Source organism: Nonomuraea cavernae (assembly GCF_040655715.1).
GTDB classification, from domain to species: Bacteria; Actinomycetota; Actinomycetes; order Streptosporangiales; family Streptosporangiaceae; genus Nonomuraea; species Nonomuraea cavernae_A.
The window spans coordinates 71,862-87,814 of the sequence record NZ_JBFAKL010000023.1; the positions used below are offsets into that span (position 1 = coordinate 71,862).

Sequence of the window (15,953 nt, forward strand, 5' to 3'; positions counted from 1 at the left end):
ATTAGTCCGATTGATGTGGCACGCACCGATGGCGGCCCCCAGTGGGTGGAGGCCGTGGCCACGCCCGCCGGGGTGGAGGTGTGGTGGGACGAGCCGCGCCCGCACGAGGGCGGCAGGCGCTGCGTGGTGCGGCGGCTGCCCGACGGCTCACGCGCCGACGCGCTGCCGTCCGGTTGGAACGCGCGCAACCGCCTGGTCGAGTACGGCGGTCGGTCGTGGCGCCCGCTGCCCGGCGGCGGACTGGTCTTCACGAACTGGGCCGACCAGCGCCTCTACCGCCTCGACGGCGGCGGGGAGCCGGTGGCGCTGACGCCCGAGGGCGCCTCCCGCTACGGCGACCTCTACCTGCCGCCGGGGCGTGACGAGGTCTGGGCGGTGCGGGAGACCGACGACGTGCGCGACCTGGTGGCGGTGCCGCTCGGCGGCGGGCCGGTCCGGGTGATCGTCAAGGCCCAGCACTTCCTGATGAACCCCCGCCTCTCCCCCGGTGGCCGCCAGGTCGCCTGGATCGGCTGGGACCACCCCGCCATGCCGTGGGACGGCACCCTGCTGTGCGTCGCCCCGCTCGGCGAGGACGGCGTCGCCGGGCCGTACGAGGTGGTGGCGGGCGGCCCGGAGGAGTCGGTCACGCAGGCCGAGTGGCGCGACGACGACAGCCTCTACGCGGTCACCGACCCCACCGGCTGGTGGAACGTGCACCTCGTCCGCCGCGACGGCTCGGACCGGCGCAACCTGACGCCGGTGGAGCTGGAGTTCGGCCACGCGCCGTGGAAGCCGGGCGCCGGCACGTTCGCGGTGGCCGGCGATCGGCTGGTCGTCGTGTACGGCACCGCCGGCCACCGCCGCCTGGGCGTCCTCGACCCCGGCACCGGTGAGCTGCGCGAGATCGGCGGCGACGCGACCTACTGGGCCTCGACCGTGTCGGCCGCGAACGGCCTGGCGGCGGCGGTGTTCGCGACGCCGTACACACCGCTGGAGGTGGCGCTGGTCGACCTCGGCGACGGGACGCGCGAGACGGTGTCGCCGCCGAAGCCGCTGCCCGGCCGGGAGCTGCTGCCCACTCCGGAGGCGGTGACCGTCGAGGGCGTGCACGCGCACCTCTACCCGCCGGTGGGCGTCCAGGGCCCCGCCCCGTACGTGATCTTCGTGCACGGCGGCCCGACCGGCAGCAGCCCGGTCGTGCTCGACCTGGAGATCGCCTACTTCACCAGCAGGGGCCTCGGCGTGGCCGTGGTCAACTACGGCGGCTCGACCGGCTACGGCAGGGCCTACCGCGAGCGGCTGCGCCACCAGTGGGGCGTGGTCGACGTACAGGACTGCGCCCGGGTGGCACGCGGGCTGGTCGAGACCGGCCGCGCCGACGCCGCCCGGATCGCGGTGCGCGGCGGCAGCGCCGGCGGCTGGACCACGGTCGCGGCGCTGGTGCACAGCGACGTCTTCGCCGGCGGCGTCGCACACTACGCGATCACCGACCCGGAGAGCTGGGCGGCCGAGACGCACGACTTCGAGTCACGCTACCTGGACGGCCTGATCGGCCCGCTCCCCGAGACCAGGCAGCGCTACACCGACCGCTCGCCGCTGCTGAACGCGGCCCGGGCGTCGGGCCCCTGCCTCATGCTGCACGGCCTGGACGACGCGATCGTCGACGTCGGCCAGGCCGAACGGTTCGTCGCCGAGCTGGACCGCCACGGCAGGCAGTGGGCGCTGCTCACCTTCCCGGGCGAGCAGCACGGCTGGCGCAAGGAGGAGACCATCGTCGCGGCGCTGGAGGCCGAGCTGGCCTTCTACGGGCAGGTCCTCGACGTCGAGACGCCCGAGGTGCCGCCGCTCAAACTGAAGGGACGCGCGTGAAGAGCGTTGCCGAGATCTGCTCGGATCTGATCAGATACGACACCACGAATCCGGGCTCGGGGGAGCGCCCGGCGGCCGAGTACGTGGCCACGCTGCTGGCCGACGCGGGCCTGGAGCCGGTGGTGTTCGAGTCGGCGCCGCGCCGCACGACCGTGGTGGCCAGGATCGACGGCGACTCCCCCGACGCGCTGCTCATTCACGGCCACCTCGACGTGGTGCCCGCCGACCCATCGGAGTGGCGCACGCACCCGTTCTCCGGGGAGATCGCCGACGGCTGCGTCCACGGCAGGGGCGCGGTCGACATGAAGGGCTCGTGCGCGATGACGCTCGCCACCGTGCTCGACCTGACGGCGCGCGGCGTGCGCCCCAAGCGCGACCTGGTGCTGGCGTTCCTCGCGGACGAGGAAGCGACCGGCGACTACGGCTCCCGGCACGCGGTGAACGAGCACCGGGAGCTGTTCGACGGCGTCACGGAGGCGATCAGCGAGTCGGGCGGGTTCAGCGTGGTCTCCGGCGACCACCGCGTCTACCCGATCGCGGTCGGCGAGCGCGGCACCGCCTGGATGAAGCTGACCGCGCACGGCGTGGCGGGGCACGGCTCCCGTCCGCCCGTGGACAACCCGGTCGCGACGCTCGCGCACGCCCTGTCGCGGCTGGCCTCCCACCAGTGGCCGGTACGGCTCACCCCCTCGGTCGCGGCGCTCCTGCGGAGCCTGTCGGAGATCACCGGCACGCCCGTCGACCTCGACCGGCTGGACGAGGAGGCGGCCCGGCTCGGCCCGCTGGGCGGCCTGTTCAGGGGCCAGATCCGCAACTCCGCCAACCCGACCATGCTGAACGCCGGCTACAAGGTGAACGTGGTGCCGGCCACGGCCGAGGCGCACGTCGACGGCCGCTACCTGCCGGGCCTGCAGGAGGAGTTCCTGGCCACGATCGACGAGCTGCTCGGCCCCAAGATCACCCGTGAGTTCGTCAACCTGGAGGAGGCGCCCGCCGCTCCTTACCCGTCGTCGTTCTTCGACGAGCTGGCGGGCTCGCTCGTCGCGGAGGATCCGATGGCGCGGCCGGTGCCGTACGTGATGAGCGGCGGCACCGACGCCAAGTCGTTCGCCCGGATCGGCATCCAGGGCTACGGCTTCGCGCCGCTGATGCTCCGGCCGGACCTCGACTACTTCGGCATGTTCCACGGCAAGGACGAGCGGGTGCCGGTGGAGGGCCTGGAGTTCGGCACCCGCGTCCTCACCCGGCTGCTGACCTAGCCACCGGCGCGGCGCAGGACCCGGCGGGCGGCCAGGCCGCCGAACGCGACGGAGGCCGTGACCAGGATCGCGGCCTCCGTCCACTGGAAGCGCCAGAACCTGGCCGGCGGGTGGTAGTAGACGGCGAACCGGTATCCCTCACCGAACAGGCACGCGTGCCACGCGTCGGTGTTGCGGCCGCTCCGCCCGGTGTCGACCCGGCGCGGGCAGACCATGGAGGCCGGGCCGGCGACCTCCCCGCCCGACGGCTTCACCCAGGCCGTGCGGACGAGCCGGGCGTCGGGGTCGTCGAGCACGACGGAGCCCGCCAGCTCGGCTCGCACGGGCTCCGCGTAGCGGTCGCTGAGCGCGAACAGAGTGAACATGGTCGCCGCCACCCCGGCCACCACCAGGGCCATCGCGGGCAGCGTGCGCCGGAACACCGCCCCGGCCAGCGTGCCCAGCGCGAACGCGTAGAGCCACCACGCCGCCGGTGCCACGCCGACCATGTTGAACACGCCGATGTTGCCGAAGGCGGAGTCGATCCCGTCGCGGAACACCGGCCGCCACAGGCTGACCATCAGCGACAGGACCAGCCCGCCGGCCACGACCGCGCCGCCGAGCACGGCCAGTTTGACCGCCAGCCAGCGCCACGGCGGCACCGACTGGGTCCAGGCCAGCCGGTGCGTGCCCCGCTCGTACTCCCGCCCGAGCAGCGGCGCCCCCCAGAAGGCGCCGACCAGCGCGGGCAGCACGAGCGGCATCCAGCCGAAGATCGAGTAGACGGCGTCGTACCGCTCCGCCAGCCCCGCCGCGAAGTCGCCGCAGGCGGTCGCGGCCCCGGGGCAGCCGGGCGGCGCGTGATCGGCCAGGTAGAGCCTCGCCTCGACGGCGGAGCCGAGCAGCAGCAGCCCCAGCGCGGCCAGGAAGGCGGCGGTGAGGAGGATCTGGGGCCGGTGCTGGCGCCAGGTCAGCCAGATCATCCGCCCACCCCCACCGGCCGGGGCAGCGCCGCCGACTCGGGGCTGCGCAGATAGGCCATGACCAGCTCCTCCAGCCCGGGATGGCGCGTGGTCCAGCGGGGGCCGGCCACCGGCCCGCCCCGCACGAGCAGCGTGGCCCGCCGCCCGGCACGGCCGGCCGCGACGACGCGCGTCCCGGCCGCCACGCCGTCCGCCAGCTCGACCGGCCCGTTCAGCACCAGGTGCCCGGCCAGCAGGTCCTCGATGTCGCCGCTGACCTGGACCCGCCCGCCGTTGAGCACCACCAGCCAGTCGCAGGTGTCCACCAGGTCGGAGACCACGTGGGAGGAGAGCAGCACGGTCAGCTCGCGCTCCGCCACCTCCGCCATGATCGCCCGCATGACGTCGTGCCGGGCGAGCGGGTCGAGGTTGGCGAGCGGCTCGTCCAGGACGAGCAGGCCGGGGCGCCGGGCCAGCGCCAGCGTGAGCGCGACCTGTGCCTGCTGGCCGCCGGACAGGCGCCCCACCTTGCGGCCGGGCGGGATGCCGAGGGCGTCCAGCCTGCTCGCGGCGGCCTCGCCGTCCCAGCCGGGATTCGTGCGGCGGCCGAACGCGAGCATGTCGGCGACGGTGAACCCGTCGTACAGCGGCTTGTCCTGCGCCATGAACGCCACCCGGCCGCGCGCCGTCACCGACCCGGTCGTGGGTCTGAGCAGCCCGACGACCGCGTGCATGAGGGTGGTCTTGCCCGCGCCGTTCGGGCCGACCAGCGCGGCGACCCGGCCTCGTGGGAGCGCCAGCGAGCAGTCGCGCAGCGCCCACGCGCGCCGGTGGCGGACGCCGAGCCCGGTCGTCTCCAGCACCGGGGTCACGCGACGCCCTCCGTGAACGCGCCGGCCGTCACCGCGGCGAACAGCGCCCGCACGTCCTCCTGGTCGAGCCCGGCCTCCCGTGCCTGTCCCACCCACTGCTCCAGGCCGCGCCGCAGCCGCTGGTGCTCGGCGAGCGGCGCGCCACCGCCGATGGTCCGCCGCACGAACGTGCCCTGCCCCGGCCTGCCCTCGACCAGCCCCTCGCGCTCCAGTTCACGGTACGCCTTGAGCACGGTGTTGGGGTTGATCGCCAGGCTGGCGACGACCTCCCGCGCCGTGGGCAACTGGTCGCCCGGCCGCAGCCCGCCGAGCCGGAGCGCCTGTTTGACCTGGTGCACGAGCTGCAGGTACGTCGCCACGCCCGCCCCTCGGTCCAAGTGGAACTCGATCACGCAAAAACACCCTTTCACTAATGCAATAGTGAAAGGGTGTTTGACGGGTCGCACCTTTGTCAAGCCGGGCAGCGGGGCCGGCGCCGAGCAGCCGCCCAGTCCCCGCTTCTGCGATATGCTAGGTCTAGACAGACTAGACAGGAGTGCACCCATGAGCGGCTGGCAGGTTCAGGAGGCGAAACAGCGCTTCAGCGAGGTCGTGCGACGCGCGGTCAGCGAGGGACCTCAGGTGGTCACCCGTCACGGCGAAGAGGTGGCCGTCGTCATTGACATCGCCGAATATCGCCACCTCAGAGGCGACGCTCCCGATTTCAGGCAGTTCCTCCTCTCCGGTCCCGACTGGGACGACGACATCGAGTTCCCACGCGGCCAGGACCTTCCCCGAGAGGTCGATTTCGACTGATGGGCGCCGGCTACCTGCTCGACACGAACGTGGTCTCCGAAGCACGCAAGCGGCACGGGAGCTCCGAGGTCAAGGACTGGATCGCCTCTGCTCACGGCCCCGCGCTCTATCTCAGCAGCCTGACGGTCGGCGAGATTCGCTGCGGAGTCGAGCTTCGCAGACGTCGCGACCCCGGCCAGGCGGCGATCCTGGAACGTTGGCTGCACAGCCTCCAACGGCAGTTCGGCGACCGCGTCATCCCCGTCACCTCGGAGGTCTGCGAAGAGTGGGGGCGGCTGAACGCCATCCGACCGCTCCCCACGACGGACGGCCTGATCGCCGCGACGGCCCGGGTCCACGGCTGGACCCTGGTCAGCCGGAACGTCAAGGACTTCACCGGCACGGGGGTGTCGGTGGTCAACCCGTTCGACGTGCTCGCCTGATCAGCCGAACCTCGATCAGGCGAACTTCGTCCTCGGACGGTCCTGCAGGACGCCGTCGAGGTAGATGTCGACTTTCTCGTTGTAGAAGGACACCAGGCCGGCGATCTTCTCGCTCTCGGGCAGCGGCGTGCGGTAGGACCAGGCGAGGTCCGGGTGCCCGCCGACCGACCAGTATTCGGCCGTGCCCTTGTACGGGCAGTGGGTGACGGTGTCGGTGGGTTCGAGCAGGTCGAAGCGTACGTCCGGCTTGGGCAGGTAGTAGCGGGCCGGCAGGCCCGTCTCGAACAGGATGCGCGGGCTGCGCGAGTCGGCCACCGTCACCCCGTCGACCTCGACGCGCACCTGCCGCGAGCTGGGCAGGATGTCCACCCGGGTGTACGGGTCGCGGGCGTGGACGTAGACCTCCTCGTCCTCCTCGAACCAGGCGTCCATCGCGTCCCACCGGAAGCGGACGTGACCGCGGATCTCCTCCAGCGGCGAGTCGGGGTGGACCAGGGCGGCCTCGGGCGCCTCCACTCCCCCGGACGTCACCGTGTAGACCACGCCGTCGCCCCTGCTCGGCGAGTGCTCGACGGCCCCTGAGGGCTTCAGCATCGACGTCTCGACGTCGGCCTGCGGGAAGTAGTAGGTGGGATAGTACGGAACCTCCCACACCAGCAACGCACGACTGGTGTCGGCCACCACCCGTCCGCCCAGATAGACCCTGACACGCTTGGCCGAGGGCTCGACCCGCACCCGGCCACGGCTCGCGGTATCCATACTTTCGGCAACCGGCCCACCCGCCTCCCTATTCCACGACACGGTATGGGGGTATACGCGGCGATTCGGGGCCCAAGGCCGGCCCAGCCCTCGAACGCTCGCGCACCCGGCATCCCGGATTCACCCGAGAACCCACTGGTCGTCATGCAGGATTGTCAGGTTCGGATCAACGTCCCGCCACCGAACCCGAGGAGATCCATGTTCCGACGACTCGGCCTCGTCCTCACGCCCCTGCTGGCGACGCTGGTGGTGGCCGTCCCCGCGTCCGCCACGTCGAGACCCGTCGTCGTCGCCCATCGCGGGGCCTCGGCGGACGCGCCGGAGAACACGCTGTCCGCCCTGGCGCTGGCGAACCGGTCCGGCGCCGACATGGTCGAGGTCGACGTGCGGGAGACCAGGGACCACGCGCTGGTGCTGATGCACGACACGACGCTGACCCGCACCACCGACGCCGAGAGCGTGTTCCCCCGCAGGGCTCCGTGGCGGGTCGCCGACTTCACGCTCGCGGAGATCCGCCGGCTCGACGCGGGCTCCTGGTTCGGCCGGGCCGGCCGGGGCGCACGGGTGCCCACGCTGCGAGAGGCGCTGCGCGCGATGAGCGCGGGCGGGCTCGGGCTGCTGCTGGAGATCAAGGAGCCCCGCCTCTACCCGGGCATCGAGGCGCGGGTGGCCGGCGAGCTGCGGCGCGCCCCCGCGTGGCCGGCCGCCGGGCGGCTGGTCGTGCAGTCGTTCGACTGGGGTTCGATGCGGAGGTTCGCGCGGCTCATGCCGGGCACCGCCATCGGCCTCCTCGGCACTCCGTCCGCCGCCGACCTCCCCGCGCTGAGGGGCTTCGCCGGCCAGGTCAACCCGCCCTACCAGGACGTCACGCCCGAGTACGTACGGCTGGTCCACCGGCACGGCATGCGGGTCTTCGCCTGGGCCGTGGACGACCCCGGTGACATCCGGCGGGTGATCTCCGACGGCGTCGACGGCGTCATCACCAACCGGCCCGCGGTGACGCGCTCGGTCATCGCGGACGACGCGGCTCGCCGGGCCGCCTGACCGGCCCTCTCATCGGGATGGTCAAAGGCCGAAGGCCGCCAGGGTCGCCCAGGTGGCCAGGGTGCCCACCGCCGCGCCGGCCACCACCTGGGCCCAGGTGTGGTGCGTGAGCCGTACGCGGGCCCAGCACACCAGTGCCACCACGGCGGCCCCGGCGGTCGCGGTCGGCGCGACGGGCAGGACGTGGGCCAGCACGACCACCGTGCCGGAGCAGACGGCGGCGTGGAAGGAGATCTTCCAGCGCGTCGTGATCGGCACGGTCACGGCCAGGGCGACGAGCATCGCGGTCACCGTGGCGACCAGCAGCGTCGGCGCGCCGAGCGCGACCAGCAGCACCAGCGCGGCGAGAACGGCCGCCACCGCGGCCAGCAGCGGCCCGGTGCGGCGGGCCCGGTCGACGATGTGGTGGGAGTCGAGCCGCCCCGAGCGCACACCGGCGGCGATCACCGCGGCGGGCACCCCGCCGCACAGGGCGGAGGCCACCAGCCCCCACGCCGCTCCGGCCCAGCCCTGGGCCAGCAGCCCCACGAGGGGCGGCATGGCCATGACCAGCACCTGCGGGGCCAGCAGGTCGGTCACCTTTCTCGCCACCAGGTCGGCCGTCATGCCGACCAAGATTACGGGATCCCGCCCGCCGCTCCGGTGCGGGCGGGACGGAGTGGGATATAAAGAACCGTGGCCGAGATCACCTTGACCGTTCGCCAGCTCCAGGCGTTCGCCGAGGTCGGCTACCAGGTCGCGGGCGGCGGCGGCGCGCACGGCGCGATGGCGGCGCTGCGCCGGGTGGTGGAGGTCGACGCCTACGAGTTCGTCGCGTTCGACCCGGCCACCGGCCGGCACCACAGCGTGGTCTCCGACGGCCACCGCCGCATCGACGGCGACGCGGCCGAGGAGTACGCCGGGCTCGACGCCTACCGCCGGGCGATGTCCACGCGCGCTCCGGTGGGCATGCCCGAGCCGGGCACCCAGCGCTACTTCCGCCGCCATCTCGCCCCCTACGGCTGGCGGGCGGGGCTGACGGCGCCCCTGTTCCTGGCCGAGGGCCGCTACACGGGGCTGCTGCACCTGGCGGCCCGGGAGTCCTTCCCGGAGCTGACCGGAGCGCTGGTGTCGGCGGTGTCCCCGATGCTGGCCCACGTCACCGACCTGACCCGGTGCGTGATCGATCCGGTGGGGTTGCCGGGCGGGTTCCGCGCGGTGGCCTTCGACCGGCGGGGCACCCGCCGGGACGTGCCGGGGTTCGAGGCGTCGCCGGTGCTGCGCGAGGAGCCGGCGCTGGCGGCGCTGGCCCGGGCGTTCATCGACTCGCGTGAGCTGAACCGCCACGGTCTGTGGCCCGCCCGCGACGGCCGCTGGCACGAGCTGCGCCTGCTGCGGGCCGGTGTCGGCTTCCAGGGCTCGCTGCAGGGCGCGGTGGTGGCCGAGCGGCCCTGCTCGCTCCCCTACGACCTGACCGGCAGGGAGGTGGACGTGCTGACCAGGGTCGCGGCGGGCGACTCCAACCCGCAGATCGCCGCCGCGCTGGTGCTGAGCGTCCGCACGGTGACGACTCACCTGGAGCACATCTTCGCCAAGCTGGGCTGCGACAGCCGCACCAGGCTCACCACCAAGGCCCTGGCCGAGGGCCTGTGCCGGCTCGACCTCTAAACCGCCTCGGCACTCCACACGGCGGGGGCCGGGAGGAGCTCGAACCAGACGGTCGTGGCGCCGTTCTCCCGGCTGAGACCCCAGCGGTGGCTGAGCGCCTCGATCAGCGGCAGCCCGCGCCCGCCGGTCGACCGCAGTCCGGTACGGCACGCGCACGGCGGCCCGTCCGAGCCCCCGTCCCGCACCCAGACCCGCACCAGGGAGCCCGAGACGTGCACCGACACCTGGAAGAAGCCGTCCTCCCCCGACCGGGTGTGCAGGATCGCGTTGGTGGCCACCTCGCTCAGCAGCAGCACGCAGTCGTCGTAGAGCGGGTGGTCGCGGCCGAGCACGCCCGTCACCAGTTCCCTGGCCCTGGACACCTGCGAGGGGACACCGGGAAACCGGACCAGGAGGTCGCGGGAACCGGGCTCCGCTGCCTGTCCGACACGCTGAAAGTCCGGCGGTGCCACGGCGACCTCCCCGATTCCGGCGACGTTATGAGACGCGCTGACGGGGTGGCGGAGATTATTGCGAAAAGGTAGGAATGCCCTTTCCAATGGTCGCCTGTCCGACCGTACCGGCGAACCGAGTAGTCTGCGATCGACGTATCGACGAGGAGGGTGCCCGCGTGAGCAGCCTGGAGGCCGTCTGGGTGCAGCCGTACACCCAGCCGGGGGCAGCGGTCGTCACCGGGGTTTTCGACATCTTGCACGTGGGTCACGTGCGCTACCTGGGCGCGGTGGCCGCCCGCGGTCTCCCGCTGGTCATCGGTGTGGAGGACGACCCGAGGGTGCGGGCCTGGAAAGGGCCGAGCCGCCCGCTCAACCCCGCCGGCGAGCGCGCCGAGGTGCTGGCCGCGCTCCGCTTCGTGAGCGGCGTGTTCATCGTCACCGGCCCGCCCGAGGCGCACGGCCCCGAGGACTACATCGACCTGCTCGCCCCGATGGAGCCGGGCGCGCTCGCGCACACCGCGGGCGACCCGCACGCGGGCGGCCGGTGCGCCGCGGCGGCACTGCTGGGCGCCGAGTGCTGGGAGATGGAGGCCATCCCCGGCCGCTCGACCACCCGCATCGTCAACGCGGCCGGCAAGGGCTGAGGTCCGCGCACCCGCGGAACATCATGCATCGTCGCCCGCCGCCACTTACCGCGGCGAGCCGGCCGGCCACCGACTTCACAGGGAGATCGACTCCGAGCCGATCAATGCTTTGACGTCCCCGGCGAATGAGGGCGTAGCGTCCACGGGATACTCCGGCAGGGCCAGCACCACCGTTTTGCCCGTGAGACGGCGCAGGTGCACATGGACGGGCACCTTGCCGCGATGCGTGGTGAGGATGGCCCTCAGTTCCTCGATCAGCGCCGGGGTGACCCGCTCCTCCCGTAGGGAGATCGTGATCGGCGCCCCCGATCCGCTGGAGACGCTGGAGACGTCGATCGGCGTCAGCTCTTCAGCGAAGATGCTGATGGCCCCATCGCGGTTGTTGACGCGCCCGCCGACCGAGACGACCACGTCTCCGCGCAGCTCCGGCGCGTACAGCTCATAACTGCGGGGGAAGAACAGGCATTCGACGGCGGCGTCCATGTCCTCTACCGTGGCGATCGCCCACACGTTCCCGGCCTTGTTGACCCGCTTCTCGGCCTTGGTGATCAGGCCGCACACCCGCACCTCACCGCGGTCGTCGCGACCGCTTTCGAGGAGCTCAGCGATCGTCGTGTCCCGGTTGCGAGCCAGCAACCGCTCCGTGCCGGCCAGCGGGTGGTCGGACACGTACAGGCCGAGCATCTCCCGCTCGAAGTCGAGCTTCGTCTTCTTGTCCCACTCCATGTCGGGCACATTCACCGAGAAGGCGTCGCCGCCCTCCTCCTCGTCGAAGCCGCCGAACAGGGAATCCTGGCCGTGGGCCTCATTCTTCTTGATGTCGATGACCGCGTCGACCGCCTGCTCGTGCACCATGACCAGTCCCCTGCGCGGGTGGGCCAGCGAGTCGAACGCGCCGGCCTTGATGAGCGACTCGATGACGCGCTTGTTGCACACCTGGAGCGGCACCTTGTCGAGGAAGTCGTTGACGTCGTCGTATCGGCCCTTCCTGCGGCCCTGGACGATGCCCTCGACGACGTTCTCACCGACATTGCGGACAGCACCGAGGCCGAAGCGGACCTTGTCGTCGCCGACGGCGACAAAGTCGAGCTGAGAGTCATTCACGTCCGGGGCGAGCACCTGGATGCCCATCTTGCGGCACTCGGCGAGGTAGACGGCTGCCTTGTCCTTGTCGTCTCCCACTGAGGTGAGCAGGGCAGCCATGTACTCGGCGGGGTAGTTGGCCTTCAGGTACGCGGTCCAGTAGGCGACCAGGCCGTATCCGGCGGTGTGGGACTTGTTGAACGCGTATCCGGAGAACGGCAGCATGACGTCCCACAGCGCCTGGATCGACTCGTCGCTGTAGTTGTTGGCGCCCATGCCAGAGGAGAACTTGTCCCACTCGGCGTCCAGGACCTCTTTCTTCTTCTTTCCCATGGCGCGGCGCAGCATGTCGGCGCCACCCAGCGTGTAGCCGGCCAGTTCCCGGGCCACCGCCATGATCTGCTCCTGGTAGACGAGCAGGTGGAAGGTCATGCCCAGGATCGGCTCCAGGGCGTCCTTCAGCTCAGGGTGGATGGGCTCGATGTCCTGGCGGCCGTTCTTGCGATGTGCGTAGTTGGTGTGCGCGTTGGCCGCCATCGGGCCCGGCCGGTACAGGGCGAGCACGGCGGCGATGTCCTCGAACCGGGTCGGCTCCATCAGCTTCAGGAGCTGCCGCATGGGGCCGCCGTCGAGCTGGAACACGCCCAGGGTGTCACCACGCGCCAGGAGCTGGTAAGTGGTCGCGTCGTCAAGCGGGATCGTCGCGGTGTCGAGCGTGATCCCACGATTCTGCTCGATGATCTTGATGGCGTGGTCGATGATGCCCAGGTTCCGCAGCCCCAGGAAGTCCATCTTGATCAGACCCATGGCTTCGCAGGACGGGTAGTCGAAGCCGGTGATGATGACGCCGTCCTTGGCCCGCTTGTGCATCGGGATCAGGTCCAGCAGCGGCGCCGATGACAAGATGACCGCGGCCGCGTGCACGCCGGTGCCACGGATGAGGCCTTCGACACCGCGCCCGGTGTCGATCACCTTCTTCACGTCCGGGTCGGTCTCGTACAGACCGCGGATCTCGGCGCCCTCGTTGTAGCGCGCGTGGTCCTCGTTGAACAGGTCGGCGAGGGGGACGCCCTTGCCCATGACGTCCGGCGGCATCGCCTTGGTGATCTTGTCGCCGACGGCGAACGGGTAGCCGAGGATGCGGGAGGAGTCCTTGACGGCGGCCTTGGCCTTGATCGTGCCGAACGTGTTGACCTGTGCGGTCGCCTCGCTGCCGTACTTGTCGGTGACGTAGTTGACCATCCGGTCGCGGTGACGGTCGTCGAAGTCCAGGTCGATGTCCGGGGGAGAGATCCGCTCGGGGTTGAGGAACCGCTCGAACAGCAGACCGTGCTCCAGCGGGCACAGCTCCGTGATGCGCGTGGCGTAGGCGACGATCGAGCCGGTGGCGCTGCCTCGGCCGGGCCCAACCGCTATGCCGTTATCACGGGCGTACTTGCAGATGTCGGCGACCACGAGGAAGTAGGAGGAGAACCCCATCGGGCCGATGACCTTCATCTCGGTCTCGTACCGTTCCCACACCTCGGCCGGAATCGGTGTGCCATACCGCATCTCCAGGCCACGCTCCACCTCCTTGCGCAGCCACGACTCCTGTGTCTCACCCTCGGGGACATCGGGGTACTGCGGCATCCGGTCGACGTAGGCGAACACGTCGCCGTAGTCGCCGACCATCTCGGCGACGAGCAGCGTGTTGTCGCAGGCCTGCGGCAGGTCAGCGAACAGGTTCCGCATCTCGTCGGCGGTTTTGACGTAATAGCCCGACCCGCTGAACCGCCACCTCGTCGGGTCGTCTTTCTGGTTGTTGGTCCCGATGCACAGCAGGCTGTCGTGGGCGTCGGCCTGGTCCTCGGTCACGTAGTGGGAGTCGTTGGTGGCCAGCAGCGGCATGTCGAGTTGCTTGGCCAAGCGCAGCAGGTCCTCGCGCACCTGCCGCTCGATATCGATGCCGTGATCCATCAACTCCACGAAGTAGTGATCCTTGCCAAGGATGTCCTGGTAGGCGCCGGCGGCCTTGACCGCCTCGTCATACTGTCCGAGGCGGATCCTGGTCTGCACCTCCCCGGACGGGCAGCCGGTTGTGGCGATGATCCCCTTCCCGTGCTCGGCGATCAACTCACGGTCCATGCGCGGCCACTTGGAGATGAAGCCCTCGTAGTAGGCCAGGGAGGACAACCTGAACAGGTTGCGCAGCCCGTCCGCGTCCTCGGCCCACATGGTCATGTGGGTGTAGCGGCCGCCTCCGGACACGTCCTTGCCGCCACTGTCGTCATCCCTGGCGGTGTTCTTGCCGCCCGGTGACCAGAACACCGGCTTCTTGTGATGCCGGGATTCCGGAGCCACGTACGCCTCGATGCCGATGATCGGCTTGACGCCGCTGGCCTTGGACGTCTGAAAGAATTCGTACGCCCCGAACATGTTGCCGTGATCCGACATCGCGATCGCCGGCATCCCCAGCCGGGCGGCCTCCGCGAACAGCGGCTTCATCTTGGCCGCGCCATCGAGCGTGCTGTACTCGGTGTGGACGTGCAGATGCACAAAACTCGGGTTGGGCACGGGCGTCTCCCTCGTCTCTGAAGGGCTCACCTTAACGGCGGCCACGGGGAGTCTGGAGTCAATCGCCGCGGCGTGCCGCCACCCGCACCAGTCCGGCCATCTCCTCGATGTCCACCATCGCCAGCGAGCCGATGAGATACTCGCGCGCCTCGATCACGGCTGCCGTCGCATCGCCGACAATCGCGGCCGGCGGAAGGGTGGCCCGCATCTGTGGGTCCTACGCCGACTCCGCCGACGGCGACGTGGAGGCGGTCGCCAACCCCTACACGGAAGCGGCCTGGCGGCGCGCGACGGCCAAACTGCTACCGTGAGATCCATGCAGCGCGCTTTCGTCACGACGACGCCGGACCCGTTCCCGGCGCGCTGACTCCATGCTTCCCGGGCGAACGCCCGGGACAGCTGGTCGTTCGCCCTTCACCGAAGGGTTTCCGATGAACGAGCAGCTGAACGACCACCGCAGGCTCGGCCGCGAGCTCGCCATTTTCGACACCGACCCGCTGGTCGGCTCCGGGCTGCCCTACTGGCTGCCGGCCGGCGCGGCCATCCGCAAGGCCGTCGAGGACTACGTCCACGAGCTCGAACGCCGCAACGGCTACCAGCACGTCAACTCCCCCGTGCTGGGCAAGCGGGAGCTGTACGAGCGATCCGGGCACTGGGCGCACTACGCCGAGGACATGTTCCCGCCCATGCGGGTGGGCGGCGAGGAGTTCGTGCTGCGGCCCAGCCTGTGCCCGCACCACGCGCTGATCTACCGTTCGCGCCCGCGCAGCCATCGGGACCTGCCGTTTCGTGTCGCCGAGCTGGGCGGCATGTACCGCTCGGAGCTGTCGGGCGTGCTGGGCGGGCTGACCCGGGTGCGGGCGATCCAGCTCAACGACGGGCACGTGTTCTGCGCGCCGGAGGACGCCGCCGCCGAGGCGTCGGCCGCGCTCGACCTGATCGAGGCCGCGCACGCTCAGCTCGGCATCGGGGCGGCCCGCTACCGGCTCTCGCTGCGCGGCGACGGCGCGAAGTTCGTCGACGATCCGGCCATGTGGGCGCGGTCGGAGGCGATCCTGCGCGACGTGCTGCGCGAGCGCGGGCGTGTGTACGACGAGGAACGCGGCGAGGGCGCCTTCTACGGCCCGAAGATCGACGTCCAGATCACCGACCCGGCGGGGCGCGAGTCGACCCTGTCGACCGTCCAGGTCGATCTCTACCAGCCGGAGCGCTTCGATCTCGGCTACGCCGGCGGGCGGCGGCCGGTGATGGTGCACCGCAGCGTGGTGGGCGGCCTGGAGCGGCTGGTGGCCCATCTGATCGAGGTGCACGGCGGCGCGTTCCCCGCGTGGCTGGCGCCGGTGCAGGCGGTCGTGCTGCCCCTCTCCGACGCCGAGCTGCCGGCCGGCCGCGAGGTGCTGCGGCGATGCGTCGCCGCCGGGCTGCGGGCCGAGCTGGCCGCGCCCGGCCGGGGCAGCCTGGGCGCCCGGATCAGGGCGCACCGGCTGGTGCCGTACCAGTTGGTGGTCGGGCCGCGCGAGGCGGTGAGCGGCGCGTTCTCGGTGCGGCTGCGTGGCGGCGAGCAGGCGGGCGAGGTGGCCGTCGAGGAATTGGCCCGCAGGTCGCGACCGGTTTTCTGACCCGGGAAGTCAAAGGATGGCAACAACCCC

16 protein-coding genes are annotated in these 15,953 nt (G+C 71.4%); 8 read left to right on the forward strand and 8 right to left on the reverse strand.

Annotated features, from left to right (window positions below):
* Window positions 1–15: 15 nt before the first annotated feature.
* Both AB0I38_RS29030 and AB0I38_RS29035 read left to right on the forward strand, forming a co-directional pair.
* Window positions 16–1,851: a S9 family peptidase gene (locus tag AB0I38_RS29030; RefSeq protein WP_358482984.1), complete on the forward strand. Its 1,836-nt coding sequence runs from the start codon at window positions 16–18 to the stop codon at window positions 1,849–1,851.
* Window positions 1,848–3,110 carry a M20/M25/M40 family metallo-hydrolase gene (locus AB0I38_RS29035; protein ID WP_358482991.1) on the forward strand — a complete coding sequence of 421 codons (1,263 nt, stop codon included), beginning with the start codon at window positions 1,848–1,850 and terminating at the stop codon, window positions 3,108–3,110. The genes AB0I38_RS29030 and AB0I38_RS29035 overlap by 4 nt, the downstream gene beginning before the upstream one ends.
* Here AB0I38_RS29035 and AB0I38_RS29040 read toward each other — a convergent pair.
* The 3 genes from AB0I38_RS29040 to AB0I38_RS29050 are packed head-to-tail and all read right to left on the reverse strand — an operon-like array spanning window position 3,107 to window position 5,315.
* The gene (locus AB0I38_RS29040) at window positions 3,107–4,072 is read right to left on the reverse strand and encodes an ABC transporter permease (protein WP_358482999.1); all 966 of its coding nucleotides are present in this window, start codon (window positions 4,070–4,072) and stop codon (window positions 3,107–3,109) included. The genes AB0I38_RS29035 and AB0I38_RS29040 overlap by 4 nt on opposite strands.
* Complete coding sequence (locus AB0I38_RS29045; protein ID WP_358483015.1) at window positions 4,069–4,923, reverse strand: ABC transporter ATP-binding protein; 855 nt, start codon at window positions 4,921–4,923, stop codon at window positions 4,069–4,071. The genes AB0I38_RS29040 and AB0I38_RS29045 overlap by 4 nt, the downstream gene beginning before the upstream one ends.
* Complete coding sequence (locus tag AB0I38_RS29050; protein WP_358483051.1) at window positions 4,920–5,315, reverse strand: GntR family transcriptional regulator; 396 nt, start codon at window positions 5,313–5,315, stop codon at window positions 4,920–4,922. The genes AB0I38_RS29045 and AB0I38_RS29050 overlap by 4 nt, the downstream gene beginning before the upstream one ends.
* 151 nt (window positions 5,316–5,466) lie before the next feature.
* Between AB0I38_RS29050 and AB0I38_RS29055 the strand changes: the two genes are divergently transcribed.
* On the forward strand, window positions 5,467–5,718 hold the full coding sequence (locus tag AB0I38_RS29055; RefSeq protein ID WP_358483084.1) for a type II toxin-antitoxin system Phd/YefM family antitoxin: 252 nt from the start codon (window positions 5,467–5,469) through the stop codon (window positions 5,716–5,718).
* Window positions 5,718–6,140 carry a type II toxin-antitoxin system VapC family toxin gene (locus AB0I38_RS29060; protein ID WP_358483099.1) on the forward strand — a complete coding sequence of 141 codons (423 nt, stop codon included), beginning with the start codon at window positions 5,718–5,720 and terminating at the stop codon, window positions 6,138–6,140. Before AB0I38_RS29055 ends, AB0I38_RS29060 begins: the two co-directional genes overlap by 1 nt.
* 15 nt (window positions 6,141–6,155) lie before the next feature.
* Here the strand turns inward: AB0I38_RS29060 and AB0I38_RS29065 are convergent, their stop codons facing one another.
* Window positions 6,156–6,899: a DUF427 domain-containing protein gene (locus tag AB0I38_RS29065; RefSeq protein ID WP_358483109.1), complete on the reverse strand. Its 744-nt coding sequence runs from the start codon at window positions 6,897–6,899 to the stop codon at window positions 6,156–6,158.
* A gap of 198 nt (window positions 6,900–7,097) precedes the next feature.
* On the opposite strand from AB0I38_RS29065, the gene AB0I38_RS29070 reads away from it, so the two are divergent.
* A complete protein-coding gene (locus AB0I38_RS29070; protein WP_358483122.1) occupies window positions 7,098–7,943 on the forward strand; it encodes a glycerophosphodiester phosphodiesterase in 846 nt (281 codons plus the stop codon).
* A gap of 21 nt (window positions 7,944–7,964) precedes the next feature.
* Here AB0I38_RS29070 and AB0I38_RS29075 read toward each other — a convergent pair whose 3' ends face one another.
* The gene (locus AB0I38_RS29075) at window positions 7,965–8,549 is read right to left on the reverse strand and encodes a hypothetical protein (RefSeq protein ID WP_358483136.1); all 585 of its coding nucleotides are present in this window, start codon (window positions 8,547–8,549) and stop codon (window positions 7,965–7,967) included.
* A 69-nt stretch (window positions 8,550–8,618) separates the two neighbouring features.
* On the opposite strand from AB0I38_RS29075, the gene AB0I38_RS29080 reads away from it, so the two are divergent.
* Window positions 8,619–9,590, forward strand: coding sequence for a helix-turn-helix transcriptional regulator (locus AB0I38_RS29080; protein WP_358483144.1), 972 nt, complete (start codon window positions 8,619–8,621; stop codon window positions 9,588–9,590).
* Here the strand turns inward: AB0I38_RS29080 and AB0I38_RS29085 are convergent.
* A complete protein-coding gene (locus tag AB0I38_RS29085) occupies window positions 9,587–10,042 on the reverse strand; it encodes an ATP-binding protein (RefSeq protein ID WP_358483153.1) in 456 nt (151 codons plus the stop codon). The two genes, AB0I38_RS29080 and AB0I38_RS29085, sit on opposite strands and share 4 nt — an antisense overlap.
* 158 nt (window positions 10,043–10,200) lie before the next feature.
* On the opposite strand from AB0I38_RS29085, the gene AB0I38_RS29090 reads away from it, so the two are divergent.
* On the forward strand, window positions 10,201–10,668 hold the full coding sequence (locus AB0I38_RS29090; protein WP_358483165.1) for an adenylyltransferase/cytidyltransferase family protein: 468 nt from the start codon (window positions 10,201–10,203) through the stop codon (window positions 10,666–10,668).
* Between the two features lie 75 nt (window positions 10,669–10,743).
* Here the strand turns inward: AB0I38_RS29090 and dnaE are convergent, their stop codons facing one another.
* Both dnaE and AB0I38_RS29100 read right to left on the reverse strand, forming a co-directional pair.
* On the reverse strand, window positions 10,744–14,304 hold the full coding sequence (dnaE, locus tag AB0I38_RS29095) for a DNA polymerase III subunit alpha (protein ID WP_358483177.1): 3,561 nt from the start codon (window positions 14,302–14,304) through the stop codon (window positions 10,744–10,746).
* Between the two features lie 58 nt (window positions 14,305–14,362).
* On the reverse strand, window positions 14,363–14,512 hold the full coding sequence (locus AB0I38_RS29100) for a hypothetical protein (protein ID WP_358483184.1): 150 nt from the start codon (window positions 14,510–14,512) through the stop codon (window positions 14,363–14,365).
* 223 nt (window positions 14,513–14,735) lie between these two features.
* Between AB0I38_RS29100 and thrS the strand changes: the two genes are divergently transcribed.
* Window positions 14,736–15,923, forward strand: coding sequence for a threonine--tRNA ligase (thrS, locus tag AB0I38_RS29105; RefSeq protein ID WP_358483198.1), 1,188 nt, complete (start codon window positions 14,736–14,738; stop codon window positions 15,921–15,923).
* The last annotated feature ends 30 nt before the right edge of the window (window positions 15,924–15,953 follow it).

What these genes read in the sequence shown, in the direction of transcription:
- AB0I38_RS29055 (WP_358483084.1), top strand. Translation starts at nt 5,467, where the DNA reads ATGAGCGGCTGGCAGGTTCAGGAGGCGAAACAGCGCTTCAGCGAGGTC.
- AB0I38_RS29075 (WP_358483136.1), bottom strand. Translation starts at nt 8,549, where the DNA reads ATGACGGCCGACCTGGTGGCGAGAAAGGTGACCGACCTGCTGGCCCCG.
- AB0I38_RS29040 (WP_358482999.1), bottom strand. Translation starts at nt 4,072, where the DNA reads ATGATCTGGCTGACCTGGCGCCAGCACCGGCCCCAGATCCTCCTCACC.
- AB0I38_RS29065 (WP_358483109.1), bottom strand. Translation starts at nt 6,899, where the DNA reads ATGGATACCGCGAGCCGTGGCCGGGTGCGGGTCGAGCCCTCGGCCAAG.
- thrS (WP_358483198.1), top strand. Translation starts at nt 14,736, where the DNA reads ATGAACGAGCAGCTGAACGACCACCGCAGGCTCGGCCGCGAGCTCGCC.
- AB0I38_RS29060 (WP_358483099.1), top strand. Translation starts at nt 5,718, where the DNA reads ATGGGCGCCGGCTACCTGCTCGACACGAACGTGGTCTCCGAAGCACGC.
- AB0I38_RS29070 (WP_358483122.1), top strand. Translation starts at nt 7,098, where the DNA reads ATGTTCCGACGACTCGGCCTCGTCCTCACGCCCCTGCTGGCGACGCTG.
- AB0I38_RS29100 (WP_358483184.1), bottom strand. Translation starts at nt 14,512, where the DNA reads ATGCGGGCCACCCTTCCGCCGGCCGCGATTGTCGGCGATGCGACGGCA.